This window comes from Marinobacter sp., assembly GCF_041687235.1.
Taxonomy (GTDB): Bacteria; Pseudomonadota; Gammaproteobacteria; order Pseudomonadales; family Oleiphilaceae; genus Marinobacter.
Genome location: NZ_JAWLCH010000001.1, coordinates 627,583 through 644,584, shown reverse-complemented (window position 1 = coordinate 644,584; position 17,002 = coordinate 627,583). Strand labels below are relative to the sequence as shown.

Annotated in this window: 18 protein-coding genes; 6 read left to right on the top strand and 12 right to left on the bottom strand. The window is 56.8% G+C overall.

Translation table 11 applies throughout. The annotated features are described in order from the left end of the window. Positions 1-2: 2 nt before the first annotated feature. The 6 genes from ACESMK_RS02770 to ACESMK_RS02745 form a co-directional block, all read right to left on the bottom strand. The gene (locus ACESMK_RS02770) at positions 3-1,043 is read right to left on the bottom strand and encodes an extracellular solute-binding protein (protein WP_372995037.1); all 1,041 of its coding nucleotides are present in this window, start codon (positions 1,041-1,043) and stop codon (positions 3-5) included. Beyond that, positions 1,040-1,810, bottom strand: a complete 771-nt coding sequence (gene potC / locus ACESMK_RS02765) for a spermidine/putrescine ABC transporter permease PotC (protein WP_372995035.1) — start codon at positions 1,808-1,810, stop codon at positions 1,040-1,042. Before potC ends, ACESMK_RS02770 begins: the two co-directional genes overlap by 4 nt. After that, positions 1,810-2,667, bottom strand: a complete 858-nt coding sequence (potB, locus tag ACESMK_RS02760; RefSeq protein ID WP_372995033.1) for a spermidine/putrescine ABC transporter permease PotB — start codon at positions 2,665-2,667, stop codon at positions 1,810-1,812. Before potB ends, potC begins: the two co-directional genes overlap by 1 nt. Continuing rightward, positions 2,660-3,784, bottom strand: a complete 1,125-nt coding sequence (gene potA, locus ACESMK_RS02755) for a spermidine/putrescine ABC transporter ATP-binding protein PotA (RefSeq protein WP_372995031.1) — start codon at positions 3,782-3,784, stop codon at positions 2,660-2,662. The genes potB and potA overlap by 8 nt, the downstream gene beginning before the upstream one ends. A gap of 130 nt (positions 3,785-3,914) precedes the next feature. After that, complete coding sequence (locus ACESMK_RS02750; RefSeq protein ID WP_372995029.1) at positions 3,915-4,985, bottom strand: TRAP transporter substrate-binding protein; 1,071 nt, start codon at positions 4,983-4,985, stop codon at positions 3,915-3,917. A gap of 107 nt (positions 4,986-5,092) precedes the next feature. Then, positions 5,093-6,769: a methyl-accepting chemotaxis protein gene (locus ACESMK_RS02745; protein ID WP_372995027.1), complete on the bottom strand. Its 1,677-nt coding sequence runs from the start codon at positions 6,767-6,769 to the stop codon at positions 5,093-5,095. Between the two features lie 225 nt (positions 6,770-6,994). Here ACESMK_RS02745 and ACESMK_RS02740 point away from each other — a divergent pair, with 225 nt between their 5' ends. Further along, entirely contained in the window at positions 6,995-8,347 is a 1,353-nt protein-coding gene (locus ACESMK_RS02740; RefSeq protein WP_372995025.1) for a CHAD domain-containing protein, read from the top strand. Then, on the top strand, positions 8,331-8,705 hold the full coding sequence (locus ACESMK_RS02735; RefSeq protein ID WP_372995023.1) for a thiol-disulfide oxidoreductase DCC family protein: 375 nt from the start codon (positions 8,331-8,333) through the stop codon (positions 8,703-8,705). Before ACESMK_RS02740 ends, ACESMK_RS02735 begins: the two co-directional genes overlap by 17 nt. Here the strand turns inward: ACESMK_RS02735 and ACESMK_RS02730 are convergent. Both ACESMK_RS02730 and ACESMK_RS02725 read right to left on the bottom strand, forming a co-directional pair. Beyond that, the gene (locus ACESMK_RS02730; protein WP_372995021.1) at positions 8,702-8,986 is read right to left on the bottom strand and encodes a phospholipase effector Tle1 domain-containing protein; all 285 of its coding nucleotides are present in this window, start codon (positions 8,984-8,986) and stop codon (positions 8,702-8,704) included. The genes ACESMK_RS02735 and ACESMK_RS02730 overlap by 4 nt on opposite strands. Continuing rightward, positions 8,958-9,182, bottom strand: coding sequence for a DUF3565 domain-containing protein (locus tag ACESMK_RS02725; protein WP_372995019.1), 225 nt, complete (start codon positions 9,180-9,182; stop codon positions 8,958-8,960). Before ACESMK_RS02725 ends, ACESMK_RS02730 begins: the two co-directional genes overlap by 29 nt. Before the next feature lie 94 nt (positions 9,183-9,276). On the opposite strand from ACESMK_RS02725, the gene ACESMK_RS02720 reads away from it, so the two are divergent. Continuing rightward, a complete protein-coding gene (locus ACESMK_RS02720; protein WP_372995017.1) occupies positions 9,277-9,657 on the top strand; it encodes a rhodanese-like domain-containing protein in 381 nt (126 codons plus the stop codon). Between the two features lie 7 nt (positions 9,658-9,664). Here the strand turns inward: ACESMK_RS02720 and ACESMK_RS02715 are convergent, their stop codons facing one another. Next, positions 9,665-10,123 (bottom strand): YchJ family protein, encoded by a 459-nt coding sequence (locus tag ACESMK_RS02715; protein ID WP_372995015.1) that lies wholly within the window; start codon positions 10,121-10,123, stop codon positions 9,665-9,667. A gap of 99 nt (positions 10,124-10,222) precedes the next feature. Between ACESMK_RS02715 and ACESMK_RS02710 the strand changes: the two genes are divergently transcribed. After that, a complete protein-coding gene (locus tag ACESMK_RS02710) occupies positions 10,223-10,954 on the top strand; it encodes a sulfite exporter TauE/SafE family protein (protein WP_372995013.1) in 732 nt (243 codons plus the stop codon). Here the strand turns inward: ACESMK_RS02710 and ACESMK_RS02705 are convergent. Continuing rightward, a complete protein-coding gene (locus ACESMK_RS02705) occupies positions 10,951-11,631 on the bottom strand; it encodes a hypothetical protein (RefSeq protein ID WP_372995011.1) in 681 nt (226 codons plus the stop codon). The two genes, ACESMK_RS02710 and ACESMK_RS02705, sit on opposite strands and share 4 nt — an antisense overlap. 160 nt (positions 11,632-11,791) lie before the next feature. Here ACESMK_RS02705 and ACESMK_RS02700 point away from each other — a divergent pair, with 160 nt between their 5' ends. Continuing rightward, the gene (locus tag ACESMK_RS02700) at positions 11,792-13,129 is read left to right on the top strand and encodes an HD-GYP domain-containing protein (protein ID WP_372995009.1); all 1,338 of its coding nucleotides are present in this window, start codon (positions 11,792-11,794) and stop codon (positions 13,127-13,129) included. A 76-nt stretch (positions 13,130-13,205) separates the two neighbouring features. Further along, positions 13,206-14,159 carry a diguanylate cyclase gene (locus ACESMK_RS02695; protein WP_372995007.1) on the top strand — a complete coding sequence of 318 codons (954 nt, stop codon included), beginning with the start codon at positions 13,206-13,208 and terminating at the stop codon, positions 14,157-14,159. 17 nt (positions 14,160-14,176) lie between these two features. On the opposite strand, the gene ACESMK_RS02690 is transcribed toward ACESMK_RS02695, so the two are convergent. Continuing rightward, positions 14,177-14,605, bottom strand: coding sequence for a hotdog fold thioesterase (locus ACESMK_RS02690; protein ID WP_372995005.1), 429 nt, complete (start codon positions 14,603-14,605; stop codon positions 14,177-14,179). A gap of 73 nt (positions 14,606-14,678) precedes the next feature. Beyond that, entirely contained in the window at positions 14,679-16,946 is a 2,268-nt protein-coding gene (locus ACESMK_RS02685; RefSeq protein ID WP_372995003.1) for an EAL domain-containing protein, read from the bottom strand. Positions 16,947-17,002 lie beyond the last annotated feature (56 nt).

The following is a 17,002-nucleotide window of genomic DNA, read 5'->3' as shown; positions in this document are numbered from 1 at the left end:
CCTTAACGCCCGGACTTCAACATTTCCCAGTACTTGGCATAGACCTGCAGGGCGTCGTCGCCGATGTCGGTCTGGAACTCGGCATTGATCATGTCCGTGGCGTTAGGATAGCTTGCCCGGTTATTCGCCACTTCGTCCGGCAGCAGTTCCCGAGCCGCCAGGTTCGGAGTGGCATAGCCAATCTCCTCACTGATCAGAGCGGAGATTTCAGGCTTCAGCACAAAGCTGATGAACTGGTGTGCGGCCTCCGGGTTCTTGGCGTTCTTCGGAATCACGAAACTGTCCAGCCAGGCAATGATGCCTTCCTCCGGATAGACGTACTCGAGGGACTCCATTGTGTCCTTGCCCATCACGGCCTCACCGTTCCAGATCATGCCCACATCGGCCTCCCCCTCCAGATAGGGCATGCGCGGCGCATCAGAGTTGAAGGTCCGAACCGAGGGCATCAGTTCAGCGAGCTTTTCGTAGGCAGCCTCGATTTCCTCAGGGTTGGTGCTGTTACCGGAGTAACCCAGTACCCGCAGACCCACGTGGAAAACTTCCCGCATGTCGTTGGTGAGCATCACCCGGCCTTCGAAACGATCCTCCCAGAGGTCTTCCCAGGCGCTGACGGACTCGCCGTCAATGTCTGCCGTATCCACCGCCAGGCCTGTGGTCCCCCAGAGGTAGGGTACAGAGAATTTGTTCTCCGGATCGATATCCAGATTCACCAGTTCCGGATCCAGTTGCTCAAAACCCTCGATCTTGCTGCGATCAATGGGCATCAACAGGTCTTCCTGGCGCATCTTGCTGACGTAGTAGGTAGACGGTACCGCCAGATCATAGGCTGCACTGTCATCCAGCAATTTCAGACGGGCATACATGGCCTCGTTACTGTCATAGGTGGTGTAGACCACCTGGATGCCGGTCTCCTCGGTGAAACGGTCGAGCACTTCCTGGGGCATGTATTCAGACCAGTTGTAGAGGTTGAGAACCTGGGGCTCCTCGGAACTGCACCCCGTTAATCCCACTGCCAGCAAACCAGCCAGTGCCAGTTTCTTCATCGTTTGCTCCTTATCAGAATCCATTGAGACAACATCAGCATAACCAGTGAAAACACCAGCAACAGTGTGCCCAGGGCATTCACTTCGGGTTTCAGGCCCACACGCACCATGGAATAGATGCGCAGGGGCAGAATTTCATAGCTGGGCCCACCAACAAAGGTACTAACCACCACATCATCGAGAGACAGTGTAAACCCTAGCAGCCAGCCCGCCAGTAATGCCGGCATGATTACCGGGATCAGCACGGTGCGGGTCATGGTGAAATCCGAGGCACCGAGATCCCGGGCGGCTTCCGGCAGGCTCTCATCGAAGCCGCTTAACCGGGCCATCACAGTAATCACCACAAAGGGCAGGCAGAAGGTGACATGGGCCAGCAACAGGGACACATAGCCCAGTTGCAAGCCCACCAGCAGGAACAACGCCAGCAACGAAATAGCCAGCACGATTTCCGGCGACATCATCACCACGAACAGCATGCCGTTCAGTAATTTCTTGCCACGAAACCGGTAACGGTGGAGGGCAAGGGCGGTGAGAGCGCCTATCACTGTGGACACCGTGGCGGCGGACAGCGCCAACCAAAGGGAATTCCACATGGCATTGACCATGGCCCGGTTGTTGAATAGAGCCTCATACCATCTGAGGCTGAACCCGCCCCAACCATACCCGGTACGGGATTCGTTGAACGAGAACACCACCAGCACCACGATGGGCACGTAAAGCAGGATGTAGACCAGTGTCAGATAGGTACGGGGAAGCCAGCGTGTCATCACGTGCCCTCCTCGCCGATGCGCCGTTTACTCAACCGGTGCGCGAACATGAGGAAAGCCATGGTTACCGTGAGCACAATGCTGGCGGCAGCACCGAAAGGCCAGTTCCGGGCATCAAGGAACTGGTTCTTGATGACATTGCCCACCAACAGGTTTCTGGAACCACCAAGAATGTCCGGAACGAAGAACAGCCCCATGGCGGGCAGCAGCACCAGCATCACGCCGGCCAGAACACCTGGCAGGGTGAGAGGAACGATCACGTGAATAAACGTAGACAGCCGGCCCGCACCCAGGTCGTGGGAGGCCAGCAGCAGTTCCTGTTTCAAATCCTCAAACACCGAATACAGCGGCAGAATCATGAACGGCAGTAGCAGATACACAAGGCCAATGATCACCGCGCCTTCGGTGTAGAGCAACTGCATCGGTTCATCAATAAGCCCGAGTGACATCAGGGCGCTATTCAACAGCCCGTTGGTGGCCAGGATCAGCTTCAGGGCGTAGGTACGCACCAGGGAATTAGTCCAGAAGGGCACGATCAGCAGGAATATCAGTATCAGCTGCCGCTGCTTGCCTACTTTCGACAATGCCCATGCAAAGGGATAGCCAATCAGAAGACACACCAGAGTGGTCATGGACGCCATGTAGAGGGAGTGCAGGAACACATCCAGGTAAAGCGGATTCAAGAGCTGCCGATAGGCGTCCAGATTCAGGGGCAGCGAGAGGAAAGACACCGAGTCGCGGGTCATTACGCTAGCGCCCACCACCAGAAGATTCGGCGCCAGCACCAGGAACAACAGCCAGCCCCAGACAAGAATCAGAACAGCGGTTTTGAACGGCTGCTGCATAACACTATGCATCGGCCGAGAGTTCCTCTACCGATTCCGGTTCGTCCGATTCCTCGGGAAGCAACCATTCCCAGCCATCGACCCAACTGACCTTTACAGGTTCACCCAGCCGGTAATCGAAGGCGGGATCATCCTCATCGAAGAATTCGCTGGCCAGGACCTCAGTGCCGTCGGAAAGATGGATCACAGAATCCAGGGTACTGCCTTTGTAGTTTCGCTCAACAATCTTGCCCGCCACACCTTGCTCATCTGCAGGGTCCAGCACCCGGATATCTTCCGGCCTGAGCAGGACATGCAACCGCTGGTGGTTCTGAACCGGAAAATCCGGCCGACGCAGGGTTCGCTTCAGTCCAAAAACATCCACCGTGATAGAACGGTCGTTGACCGATTCAACCCTGCCCGGAAAGAAATTGGTTTCACCCACAAACCGGGCGGTAAACAGATTTGCCGGCCGCTCGTAGACTTCCCGGGGCGTACCCAACTGCTGCACCAGGCCATCCTTCAGCACCACCACCCGATCCGACATCGACAGCGCCTCTTCCTGATCGTGGGTTACAAACACGAAGGTGATGCCGAGTTCCCGCTGAAGGCGTTTCAGTTCAACCTGCATGGTGCGGCGCAGCTTGTAGTCCAGGGCGGAGAGCGGTTCATCCAGGAGCAGCAGTCGCGGCCGCTTGACCACCGCGCGGGCAATGGCAACCCGCTGCTGCTGGCCACCGGACAGCTGATGGGGCTTACGGCGGGCGAAATCCTGCAACTGGACCATGGCCAGCGCTTCATCCACACGCTGGCGAATCTCGTCCTTTGGACGTTTCTCCATTTTCAGGCCGTAGGCCACATTATCGAAGACCGACATATGGGGAAACAGGGCGTAGTGCTGAAAGACCGTATTAAGCGGGCGATTCTCCGGGGCGGTATGGGTGAGATCCTCTCCCGCCAGGGTGATGGAGCCCCCGTCCGGATGCTCAAAACCTGCCATCAGGCGCAGCAAGGTTGTTTTGCCACAGCCGGAAGGACCCAGAAGGGTAATAAACTCGCCGTCGTAGATCTCCAGATCCAGACCGTCGAGCACGGTTTTGCCACCGAATTGCTTGGAAAGGTTGCTCAGGGATAGCAGTGTCTGTTTCATCGGCGCTGCCCAAAGAATGAGCGGCCTATTTTTCCAGAAAGCGAGACAAACAGAAAGAGGCGTCGGGGTAATCCGAACCCCGACGCCTCTCCGGATACTGGCCTTTCACGAGCCAGTCCGTTAGTCAGGCTCAGTCATCAGCAACACTGTTGAGATACGCCTTGTCTGAGATGTTGGTCCACTGGCGGACCTGACGCAGGTATTCACGCTGTGAGTTGATGATTTCCTTCGCCAGCTCATCCTTCTCGGCGGCCTCTGCCAGCAGCTTGTTGGTGGTACTGCGCAGAGCCTCAATGACCTCCGGCGGGAACACCTTATGGGTCACATCCGGATAGTCTTCCTTCATACGATCCCAGGCCACACCACTTTCGTGGGTGCTCTGGATGTACATGTCGTAGGCAGCGGTGCGCATGGCCACCCGCAGGATTTCCTGAAGGTCCTTCGGCAGAGCGTCCCAGGTTTTCTTGTTGATCAGGAACTGAACTTCCGCGCCCGGCTCCTGCCAGCCCGAGTAGTAGTATTTTGCGATCTGATGGAAGCCCATCTGGAAGTCCAGAGCCGGACCGACCCATTCAACAGCATCCACCGTGCCTCGCTCCAGAGCGGTATACAGTTCGCCCGGCGGCAGGTTGGTGACCGCAACACCCAGCTCGGACATGACTTCGCCGGCAAAGCCCGGTGTACGCATTTTCAGGCCCTTCAGGTCCTCCAGCGAGTTGATTTCCTCGCGGAACCAGCCACCCATCTGGTTGCCCGTATTACCACCGGGGAAAGAGAGCATGCCGTATGGCTCGTACACCTTCTGCATCAGCTCCATACCCTCGCCGTGGTAGAACCAGGCGTACATTTCAGGCGCGATAAGCCCGAAGGGAATAGTCGTGAAGTACATGGCGTTGGGAATGGTGCCCTTGTAGTAATAGGACGCGGTATGCCCCATGTCGTACTGGCCATTACGTACCAGATCGAAGATTCCGAAAGGCGCCTTGTGCTTGTTGGCGGGATCAATGCGAACCTTCAGCCGGCCATCCGACATGGTTTCCGCCATATCCGCCATATGCTGAACAGCCTCTCCCAGTACCGGAGAGTTGGGGCCCCAGGTTTGCGCAAGGCGCAAGGTGAAGTTTTCCTCGGCAACCGAGGACACACTGAACACAGTGGCTGCAGCGGCGACGGCCGCAAGCAGTGTTTTCCGGATTGTCATTGTGTTGGCTTCCGTTATTGTTGGTATGAAAACAGGTATTTCTGTCGCGCAACCATCATAGCTTGCTCACGGTGTTCCGCCAATCGGCAGAACACCATAGACCGGACTCAGACCTTGAACTGCCCGACCAGATCCCGGAGATTCTCGCCCAGGCGGGCCAGTTCATGGCTCGCTTCGTTCGTCTGGGTGACGCCGGTGTCGCTGCGCTGGGCGGCATCGACAATGCGGACCACGTTCTGGTTGATCTCCTCGGCAACCTGGCTTTGCTGTTCAGCTGCAGTGGCAATCTGGGTAACCTGGTCGTGGATCTGACCCACGGACGATTCGATGGTCCGCAGGGCATCCGTGGCGTGGTTGATTCTTTCCACGGTTTCGCTTGAACGTTTACGGGACTTGTTCATCCGCTCAACCGATGCCTTCGATTCGGTCACGAAACCATCAATCATTTCGCGAATCTGGTCGGCAGACTCGGCACTGCGCTTGGCCAACTGACGCACCTCATCGGCAACCACCGAAAAACCCCGACCATGCTCACCGGCCCGGGCAGCCTCGATCGCCGCATTCAGGGCCAGCAGGTTGGTCTGTTCAGTCACCGCGTGGATGACATCCAGAACCTGCTGGATATCGTCGGATTTCTCGGCAAGGGCATCTATGCTCTTCGCGGTATCCTGGATCTCCTCGGAAAGCTGATTCACCGCACCCTGGGCACTGCTGATGGTTTCGCCACCCTCGCGGGCCATACGATCAGCGTCAGAGGCTGCACTTTCCACCTCATTGGCGTTGCCGGAAATCTGCTGGATGGTCGCGGCCATTTCATTGATTGCAGAGGCAATCTGATCGGTCTCGGAGCCCTGTTCCTGAACCGATGTCCGGGTTTCATTGGCAACCCGACTCAGTTCCTCGGCAGCGGAGGCCACCTGATCCGTGGTCGCGCCAACCTCGCGCATGGTGTCCTGAATCTTGATGACAAAGGCGTTGAAGCGTCGGCCGAGCTCGGCCAACTCGTCATTACCCTCATCCGGCAGGCGCTGACGCAAATCGCCCTCGCCATCGGCGATTTCCTGCATCATATTGCTGACACTCTTCAGCGGCGTGGTCACACTACGTCCGACGAAAATACCGATCACCAGGGCAATCACAACCACCACGACCGTGACCAACAGGATAAAGCCAAGGGTTTCCGCCATACCGGCCTCTATTTTCTCACGAGCGGCCGCGACCTGCCGATCAATGTCGGTAATGTAGACACCGGCACCAATCATCCAGTCCCAATCAGGGATGAGGGTGGAATAGGACATCTTCGGCTCCTCGTTGCCGGAGGCCGGGTTCATCCAGTCGTAGCCGTAAAAGCCATCGTCTTCAGCCGCAGCAAAAAGATCACCCACAAGGCGCTTCAAAGTCGGGTTATTGGTCGGACCTTCTTTGGAAGGATCCGGGGCGTAGGCCAGGTTGTAGACATCACGGGTGTAGGCAAACACATAGTTGGTTTCATCGAAACGGATCGTACGAAGACGCGCTGCCGCGGCCTCCTTCGCTTCTTCCTCACTCAGAGACGGGTCATTCTTGGCCTCAAGCACCACGGCTTCGGCAGCATCAACGAGGTTCTGAAGGCCCGCCTTCCGGGCTTCCAGAAGGCTGCTTTCAAGGCGTTTGAGCTCGGCTTCACCATTGGCCTGAATCTGGCTGGCGGTAATCCAGGCGAGAGTCGCCGCCGTAATGAGTACCGGCACCATTACGGCCACAAGCAAGCGCGTTCTTATTTTCAAACGACTCAAAACATTCATTTTTCCAGACTCCCAGGGAATTACCGTTGTTGCGGATTATCCACAGACCACTCCAGGTGATCTGTTCCAGTTTGTTAAGAGAGGTTTCAGTGGGCGCCTCGCCGTCCCTGCTGCCCCATGACCAAACTGTGCTTCCGCCAATGTTTTCATATGGGTAGAGTAACGGCAGTAGCGTATACATCTTGAGGAAGCTTTAGACTAAAGGACCACTACGAAGGTAGACCAATGAAGCACCTGTTTCTGGTACGCCACGCCAAATCCAGTTGGGCCGATGAAGCACTCGGTGATCGCGAGCGTCCGCTCAATGCACGGGGCGAAAGCCAACTGTCGCCTTTGGGAAATGCCCTTAAATCCGCCGGTGCCTTCGAGGGTGAGATCTACAGCAGCGATGCCAATCGCGCCATCGCTACACTTGAGGGGGCTCTGCCTGACACGGTCGCTCCCGAGCGCTGCCAGCAGCTTGGCGAGCTGTACACCTTTGACTACCAGCGCCTGCTCGCCTGGCTGGAAACACGTGACGATGATTCCAGGATCACGCTTGTAGGCCACAATCCCGCCTTGCTTGAACTGGCCCAGTGGTTGCTGAAACAACCTCCGGAGCAGCTACCTACTGCGAGCTTCATCCACATCCGGCTTTCGATCAAGCACTGGAGCCAGCTTGATCGCGGCAAGGGCAAACTGGTGGCGCTGATGACGCCACAGGATTACAGCTACGCCCACTTCGAACGAAAACTGAAAAAGAAAGCCAGAACCGCGGGAGACGATCCGGCAAAGGACATCCCCAAGGCCCTTCACCACCAACATAATCGGCTGAGGCAACTGGAGCGTGGCGTTATCCTCGGACTGGATGACGAATTCCTGCACCAGTACCGGATTGCGATTCGACGCAGCCGAGCCATTGCCGAATCGGTGCAGGAAGTGACTGGTGACAAGGCGCTGGCAAAGGCGGTTAAAACCCTGAAACGTCATGCCCGGGCCACCGGACCGTTACGCGATTTGCATGTATTTCTCAAGGACTTGCCCGAATTGTGTGGCGACAACTCGGAAATCCGGGCAGCCCTGCAGATCTGGTTCGAGCGGGAAGCCGCCAACCGCCACAGCAAACTGGTAAAGCGCCTGCAGAGCAAGCGTTATCACGACAGCATGGAGCACTGGCTGAATCTCATCGACTCCCGGAAGTTCCAGAAACTGGCCGGAACGCTGAGGGCAAAAGACATCCGAACGGCAGTAGAACATCGTATAGCAACATTCAACAAACTGACTGCCGAGCTGATGCACACATCTCCGGATGAAGATGTTCATCGGCTTCGCAAACAACTCAAGCGAATCCGTTACCTGATGGAACTGGACCCGAAAACCTGGAAGCCCGAGCTGAAAACGCTTAAGTCACGGCAGCAACTTTACGGCCAGTTCCAGGATCTGCATGTTCAGATCGAGCTACTCGACCAGTTCCGCAAGGCAGCTCCGGAGGTTTTGCCCGCCGCCCTCGACGGCATCCTGAAAACCCTGGAAGAGCGCAAAGCGGACGCCCGGAAACAGATTCTGACCCTTGGAGGACTCGATGGAGCCCCGTTATGACACCCTGTTTTACGACGGACAATGCCCTCTGTGCGCCAAGGAGATCCGCACCCTCCGCAAACTCCAGCGTGGCAATCTGATCTTCGCGGACATCCACGAACAGCGTGACGGCAGCACAACTCTGCCAAGCCATGAAGCCCTGCTCCGACGCCTGCACCTGATGAGCTGGACCGGCGAGTGGGTCATTGGCTTGCCCGCAAACGTTCGCGCCTGGTCCCACACACCCTTTGGCTTTCTGTTCAAACCCCTGCTGTGGCCCGGTATCTTACAGATCGCCTCGCGTATCTACGGGAGATGGGCAGACAAACGGTATGAGCGGAAGTACGCCTGTGCCATTGGCAACAACAAGGCGGCCTAGCCGGTAAAACCAATGTTTTCCAGATTGGGTGGGCGGTAGTGGGCATCGGGCCGCTTGAGAATGCCACAGTTGTTGATCAGCCCGCACAGGGAGCGCACGGTGTATGCTCCGCGGCTGAAACCAAACAGGTAAATGTCAGTGCCGGGCGTGAAGTTCTGAACGATATAGCGGTAGGCATCCATGATGTTCTTGTGGATGCCCTGTCCTGTCACGCCGCCAACCACCGCATTATGGTAGGAGCCAATTCCCCAGTCATAGAACACGTGGCTGGGGCCGGTCATCCGGCGGCGCGCCCTCCTCACATTTCCGGCGATTAAGCTCAAACCCGATCATCGATGCCCTGCCCTGTTCCGTCGTTACCCATGGGCGATTCACCCAGGGCGGCGTGTGGCGCACATGCTGATTGTGCCCACAGGCCAACTGGGCAACCCAGTGGTTTTCTTCGTCCTTGTGATAGCCGATGATGGGTTGTTTCATTTGATCTCCTTCGTACATATGCGGGGTGACTCGCTGCAGCCAAATCACTTATCCTCGGGAATAACCTTATTCCATAAGTTTGAGGAGCTCAGCCATGAAAACTGCCCATGACCTTGTCGAAGCCGCCAAGAAAGACATTCAGGAAGTGCCCCTGGATCAGGCGAACGATGCCATCAAGAATGCCGATCTTCTGCTGGATGTGCGTGATGCGGATGAGTATCGGGCCGGTCATATACCCGGCGCCGTGAATATTTCCCGCGGTTTGCTGGAGTTCAAGTTTACCAATGATCCGGCGTTTGAAAGCCGCGACATGAACATCGTGTGTTACTGCAAGAATTCGGGGCGGGCCGCTCTGAGCGCCAAGGCCCTGAAGGAGATGGGCTACATGCATGTGCAGTCCATTGCCGGCGGGTTTGACGCCTGGCAGGAAGCGGACAAACCCGTGGCCAAGCCGGAACTGCCGTCGTTCGAGTAATTGACGCCTACAGGCAGCAGGCCTTGTATTTTCTGCCGCTGCCACAGGGGCAGGGGTCGTTACGACCGGGCTTTAACTGGCCCTCGCTGGTGTCTCCCCGAAGGTAATACCAGCGACCCTGCTCCCGAACGAAATCGGAGTTTTCCTCGAGAAATCCCCAGCCCTTGCCCAGGCGGTAGAGCGCACGGAAATGAACCGTCCCGCTATCGCCCGACTCATTGGTGTCCAGGATCTGCAAACCGGTCCAGTTCGGCGCGTCTTCCAGTGTCAGCGTCTCCGGTCTTGTACTCTGATGCCACGTGGTCTGCAGATAATCCGGAAGACTGAGAACGAAGGCTGCGTAACGGGACCGCATCAGTGCCTCCGGCGATGGTGCCGGTTCGCCCTGATGGAAGGGCCGGCAGCATTCAAGGTAGGATTTGCCGCTGCCACAAGGGCAACTTTGGTGTTCAGGCTGCTGCGTCATCGGACATCAATCTTTTCGACTATGCTCGTAGTCCGGCAGTGTATCAATATCGAACCGGTGTTGCTCCGGCCTTCTCCACTGACTTCCTGGTGAATTCCTTTGACGGATGTATCGCTGTTACAGATTTTTCTGGCCAACCTCGCCATTCTTGCCGGAGCCTGCCTGCAAGGTGTGGCCGGCTATGGCATTGGCACGCTGGCCGCGCCGTTGCTGTTTCTGATCAGCCCGGTGTTAGTCCCCGGGCCGTTGATCCTGAATGCCACTCTGCTCACCGTCTTCATGCTGATACGCAATCGTGGCGCGTTGCAGGTCCGGGAAGTGCGCTTTGCCATCGTCGGCGGCGTTGCCGGCGCAATTCTGGCAGCATTGACGTTGCTGGTGATCTCCACAAAAGGCTTCGAGCTGATTTTCGGAGTGCTGATTCTCGCCGGTGTAGCGCTCAGCATTGGTGGACTCAAGCCCGCGCTGAACGCCCGGAACAGCGTGATGGCCGGAGCCGCCTCGACCTACATGGGCACAATCACCGCTGTAGGCGGACCGCCGATCGCGCTGATCTACCAGAACGAAAAAGGACCGCTGGTCAGGGCCAATATGTCCGCGTTCTTTCTGGCGGCCAGTGTCCTCAGCCTGTCAGGTCTGTTTGCCTCGGGCTACCTGGGCACCCGGGAGCTGTTCCTGTTCGCAGTTACCTTCCCGGGGGTGTTCCTGGGCTTCTGGCTCTCCGGCAAACTGGTTAACCGCATGCCCTTTGAGGGACTTCGTCCGGTGATTCTGGGTATTGCCGCCATTGCCGGAACTGCCGCGCTTATCCGCGGCCTGCTTTCGCTTTAGGAATCCGCCCAGAGTCTCACGCGGAACCGGCTTTTCCGCCACAGGAAAGCCAGCCAGAGCGCGTGCCCGTTGATCAGGAACGCGAGGACCCACTCGAACGCGTCGTCCTTACGACTATAGAACTCCGGCGCCACGCCATTGAGTATCACCGAGAGAATCCCGACCGCCAGGATCAGCTGGCAAAGATTAAGCAGTCTCATGCCGGTGTGCTTCCACAATGGATGGCTGCGCAAGCCGGCACTCACCAGCAGTTCACAGATAAAGGTGAGCGAAAAATACAGAACTACGCCAATACGCCGGATCAGATTGAACCCGTCGCCGGCGTGGCCCAGCGCCAGGGTATAGGCGCCGAGGGAGACACTGGCCACCAGGCCCAGCCAGGGTATCCAGGCGACCCCCGACGAATGGACGCCCAGTTGGCGCAGCCAACGGCCGTTTAGCCACCAGAACAGGATGCCCAGCAGGGCCGCGGGCAGCATGGTGCCCTTGAAAATGAAATAGGAAGTGCCGTGGCGACCAGTGCGGCTGATGCTGGTGCAGCTGTCCCAGTAAGGCATGCAGAGCTCAACATGGCCCTCCAGCACCGAAACCGTAAATGTCAGGTGAATGGTTATCAGGGGCACCAGGGCAGCAGCAAGTGCCAGCCACCAGAGGTGAAAAAAGCGATGGTCAGCCATGGGAAATACCTCTGAGCTACTCTCTGCCGGGAAACGGAAAATCGTAAAAACCGCCGGCAACGTCTTGAATGAACATTATTTGACCAGATTTTGCAATCCGGTCCATCCTGTTCCAGAGGTTTTGTCGCAAAATAGGTCTCCAGGGATTCGGGATCAGTGTATGAGTGCACCGCACCAGGAAATTGTTGAAAGCCAGGTCGATGTGTCCGAGCTTGCCATCGGGATGCATGTCATTCGCCTCGACCGCCCCTGGGAGGATACGAACTTCCTGATTCAGGGGTTCGTCATTCGTAATCAGGCGGACATCGATTCACTTCGAGCCCAGTGCGAGTTCGTTTTTATTGAAGGGCGTATCGAGGGGGCACCGTTTCCGCAGGACGCAAACGGCAACGGCCGGAAGTCCTCCGGTCTGATGGGTTTTTTCCGCAAAAAACCAACCACCGAACCTGTCCAGACTACCCACAGACCTGTACCGCCTCGAAAGCGCGTCCGCTATATCAACAAGATCGACGCCGGCCGGGAAATGGAAACCGCGGTCATACGGTTCGAGGAGGCTCAGCAAACCGCCAAGTCGATCATGTCTGGGCTGCGGGTGGGCCGCACACTGGACCTGAACAATGCCCGCACGGTGGTGAACAACTGCGTGGAGAGCGTGCTTCGCAATGAAAACGCGCTCTTGCTGCTAACCAAGATCAAGCACCAGGACGAATACACCGCCGAGCACTGTATCAACGTGTCCATTCTGGCCGCCGCTTTCGGCAAGCATCTGGGACTGTTGGAGGGGGAGATCCGGAATCTGGCCCTCTGCGGTTTGCTCCACGATGTCGGAAAGACCCGTATTCCCGATGAGATCCTCAACAAGCCGGGGGCACTGACACCGAAAGAATTCGAGGTCATGCGCCACCACACCACCCACGGCCGCACCATTCTGATGGGGACCAGCAGTTCCCTGAACACCGCTGTGGATGTCGCGTTCAGCCACCATGAACGGATGGATGGCTCAGGCTACCCCCGGGGCCTCCATGCCCGGCAGATTCCCTACTTTGCCAAGATCATTGGCCTGGTGGACACCTACGACGCGATCACCAGTAACCGGGTCTACGACAAGGGCCGGGCCTCCATGCAGGCCCTGGAGATCATCCACAAACACCGTGGCACCCAGTTCGATGAGGAGCTGGCGGACGCTTTTATCCAGATGATTGGCGTATACCCGCCGGGCTCCATCGTTGAAATGGTGAATGGCGAGGTTGGCATTGTTGTCGAGAGTCGGCCAGAGCATAAACTGAAGCCCTGTGTCCTGCTGGTGAGGGAGGCCGACAAAAGCCTGATGGCGCCGTACCGGACGGTCGATCTGAAAACCGCCCCTGAAGACGCGGTGGGTAATGTCTATCGTATCGCCCGGGAGGTTCCGGACGGAACCTACGGCATCGTGCTGCAGGAGTTTGTGGACGAGGGTCTGATCGTAACAAAATCCAACAGGGGCGCTGATCCGATATGAAACGGAACAGCCTGTTACTTTCCCTCGAGGATTACGCTGCTATACTGCTCGCAAACAAATCCCGGCATGACGCCACATGAGCTCCGGTATTCCCTTAATCAACATCACAGACGCCGCCGCAGGCGCTGACTCTTCGAAGGCCACCCCTGTCGAGGGCCTACGGGCTGTGCTCGATAATCTGGACGCGCTGGTTTACGTCTCTGATTTCGAAACCCATGAGCTCCTTTACATGAACGCCTACGGCCATAAAATCTGGGGTTCGTTTGAGGGCAGAAAGTGTTGGGAAGTGCTGCAGGACAATGACAGCCCGTGCGATTTCTGCACCAACCACCTGTTGATCGACTCCGAAGGTGCTCCCTCCCCGCCGTATGTCTGGGAATTCCAGAACACTCTGGACAAACACTGGTATCAATGCCGGGACCAGGCAATTCCCTGGACGGATGGCAGGCTGGTCCGCCTCGAAATTGCCACCGACATCACCGACCGCAAAGAAATGGAACTGGCCCTTCAGGAAGCCCATGAAAAGGCCCGGGCTGCCGCGCTGGAAGACGACCTGACCGGCCTTCACAACCGGAGGGCCTTTTTTGAGCTGGGCAACCAGCTTCTAAAGCAGTCCCGGCGAAATCGCTCTGCCCTTGCGATCATCATGTTTGACCTCGACCACTTCAAACAGATCAATGACAACCACGGCCACGAGGCGGGGGATGAGGTGTTGCGGCAAATCGGGCAGATTCTGGCAAGCAAAGTCCGGGAGGCGGATATTGCCGCCCGCATTGGCGGCGAAGAGTTCGCGATCCTTCTGTCAGAAGCGGACGTGGCGGACGCGTCAGAATTGGCAGAACGGTTGCTTGGCCTGATGCGGGAAACCCCGGTTCGGTTCCGGGAGGCCGGTATCCTGGCAACAGCCAGTTTCGGCGTTTCGGCTCTTCGAACCGAAGAGCAAAACCTCGAGACCCTGCTCGCCCGGGCGGACGAAGCCATGTATGAGTCAAAGGCTCTGGGCAGGAGTCGGGTGCGCATCAAGGCCTGAGCCGCACCCGTATTCATTCACCCGGGCCGCTTTGTCACCGCCATGGTCAATCGGGAAATGCAGGTGGTTTTGCCCTCTTCGTTCTCAAGGAGAATTTCCCACACCTGGGTCGCACTGCCGATATGTATGGGCCTGGCCGTGCCGTACACCCAGCCTTTGGTAACCGGACGGATGTGGTTGGCGTTGATGTCCAGCCCAACCGCCACCGTTTCCGGGTCTTTCAGACAGCAGTTCGCTGCCATACTTCCCAGGGTTTCCGCCAACAGCACGGAGGAACCACCGTGGAGAATACCAAAAGGCTGAACCGTCCGTTCGTCAACGGGCATACGGCCCTTCACATAGTCATCGCCAATCTCAAGGTACTCAATGCCCATGTAGCTGACCGCGGTGTTTTCACTGGCTTTGGCGAGATGTTCAAGGTTCAGGGTTCGGGTCCAGATTGCCATAGAGGGACTGCTCTCGATGTTATTTGAAATGGGAGAAAAGCAAAGCACCCAGTTTATACAGATAGGATGCGAACTACCAAGCCCTTCTTTGCTCGCCGCCCTCGGACGTTTCGATCAGCCTCTCAAACTCCAACGCAGGCAGTGGGCGGCTGAAATAAAAGCCCTGGAAACGGGTGCACCCCAGGCTCACAAGACGTTCGAGTTGTCCTTTGGTTTCCACACCTTCCGCCACTGCCGACAACTTGAGGGCAGAGGCGAGGGCCAGTATGGTCTCGGCGATGGCAGCGTCATTGGGATCGTCAAGAATATCCCGCACAAATCCCTGGTCAATTTTAAGCTCATCCAGGGAGAGACGCTTGAGGTAGCCAAGGGATGAATAGCCCGTGCCGAAATCGTCCAGGGAGATGCGTACACCCATGCTCCTCAAGGTCCGAAGTGTCTCTTCCACCAGTTCAAGATCGTAGGCCAGCGCGCTTTCGGTAATTTCCACTTTCAGATTTCTCGGTGATGCACCGGTTTTTCTCAGCAATGCCATCACGGTCGAACAGAAAGACGGCAGGTGGAACTGCCTGGCACTCACGTTTACCGAAACCTGAAGCTGCGAAAACGCATCGCCCCGCTTTTTCCAGCTGGCAACCCGGCAGAGAACTTCCTCCAGCACCCAATAACCAATCGATTCAATGAGCCCTGTTTCCTCTGCCAGCGGAATGAATTCGGCCGGAGAGACCATTCCGCGGCCCGGGCAATGCCAGCGAAGCAAGGCCTCGGCACCCACCGGGGCACCTGTCTCATTGACCAGAACCTGGTAATGAACTGATAGCTGACTTTTCCGTATCGCTAACCTGAGATCCGACTCCAGAGTCAGGCGCTCAGAGACTTTCCTCTGCATCATGCAGTCATAAAAACGGATGCAGTTGCGGCCATCTTCCTTGGCGCGAAACATAGCCATGTCGGCCTGGCCGAGGAGCTCTTCCAGGGAGGTTTCGTGATCATAGAACAAGGTGACACCGATGCTGGGGCTGCCCGTGTATTCGGTGCCGTTAAGATCATAGGGTTCGTTCAGGGCGTCCCGGACTTTTTCGCAGACCTTCTCCACTCTGGCAGCGGCATTGGCAGTATCGGCCGGAAACCCCTTCAGAATGAGAACGAACTCGTCACCACCAAGTCTGGCGACGGTATCCCATTCACGAACCGTCTGTTTCAGCCTCTGCCCTACCTGAATCAACAACTCATCGCCCGTCAGATGCCCCGCAGAATCATTGATGTTCTTGAAGTTATCAAGATCGATAAACACCAGAGCACCATGGTTCTGATCTCGAGTGCTTCCGGTTAACGCCTGCGCCAGCCGGTCCCTCAGCAGCCTGCGATTTGGAAGACCGGTGAGCGGATCATAGAAAGCAAGTTTCTCGATCTCAAATTCCGACTGCTTGCGGTCAGTCACGTCGTAGAAGTAGCCGTGCCAGATCGTGCTGGCATCCGCCAAACGGGCAGGCACTGACCGGGCTTCGATCCATGCCGCACTCCCATCTTTTCTGAACGCGCGAAAATCGGTTTCGAACGGAGTCATCCTCAGGCGAGATTCTTCCACCTTTTCAAGAAAGCCTGACTTGTCATCATTATGAATGAGTTCCAGCAAGGGTCTGGCGTCTGGCCTGAGCGCGTCCACCGTCAAGCCAAACATTTTCTCAACTTTTTTGCTGATGAAAGGAAACGTGACCCGCCCATCCGGGTACATCCTGAACTGGAAGACGACACCCGGGAACTGATCGGAATACCGATAGAGGCTGTTCTCATACCGCGCGTTGCGGCCAGCCAATACCTGGCGATGCACCGAGGAACCCAGTACCTCGCCAAGCTCGACCAGGAATTCTCTCATTGTGGCAGCCGGAGCCTCAGAGCGATCGAGAAAATCAAAGCCTAGTATGCCGGCCAACTGTCCTTCCAGTTTTATCCCGACCAGAATCAGGCTTCGAATTCCCTGCCGCCGGAATTCGAGCTTTTCTTCGTTTGCATCTTCGGGGAGGTTTTCAATTTCGGGAATGGCAACAACCGGCACGGCATCAAGCTGCCCTGTCAGCCAGGGAAATCTGGCCAGGGGCGCATTCTGGATGGCATTTCGTTGGGGTGGCGTTCCCGGAGTGCAGATTTCGTGGGTAATTGAGGCAGTCTGGGTGGCTTCTTCAAGCATGATCAGATAGCTGCGATCCGCCAGAAGATGGGTGCCGATTTCGGCAATGAAATTATGGATGCACGCATCCAGTTCGTCGATCCTCGACCGGGCCAGGCTCAGAGACAGCCTGTAAACAAATTCTCGTTGATCCCGGGTAACTGCGTCTGCCATTCCTACGGACTCCTTCCCTAGAAAGCCACTTTATTGTTAATCATAGCTATAGAGAG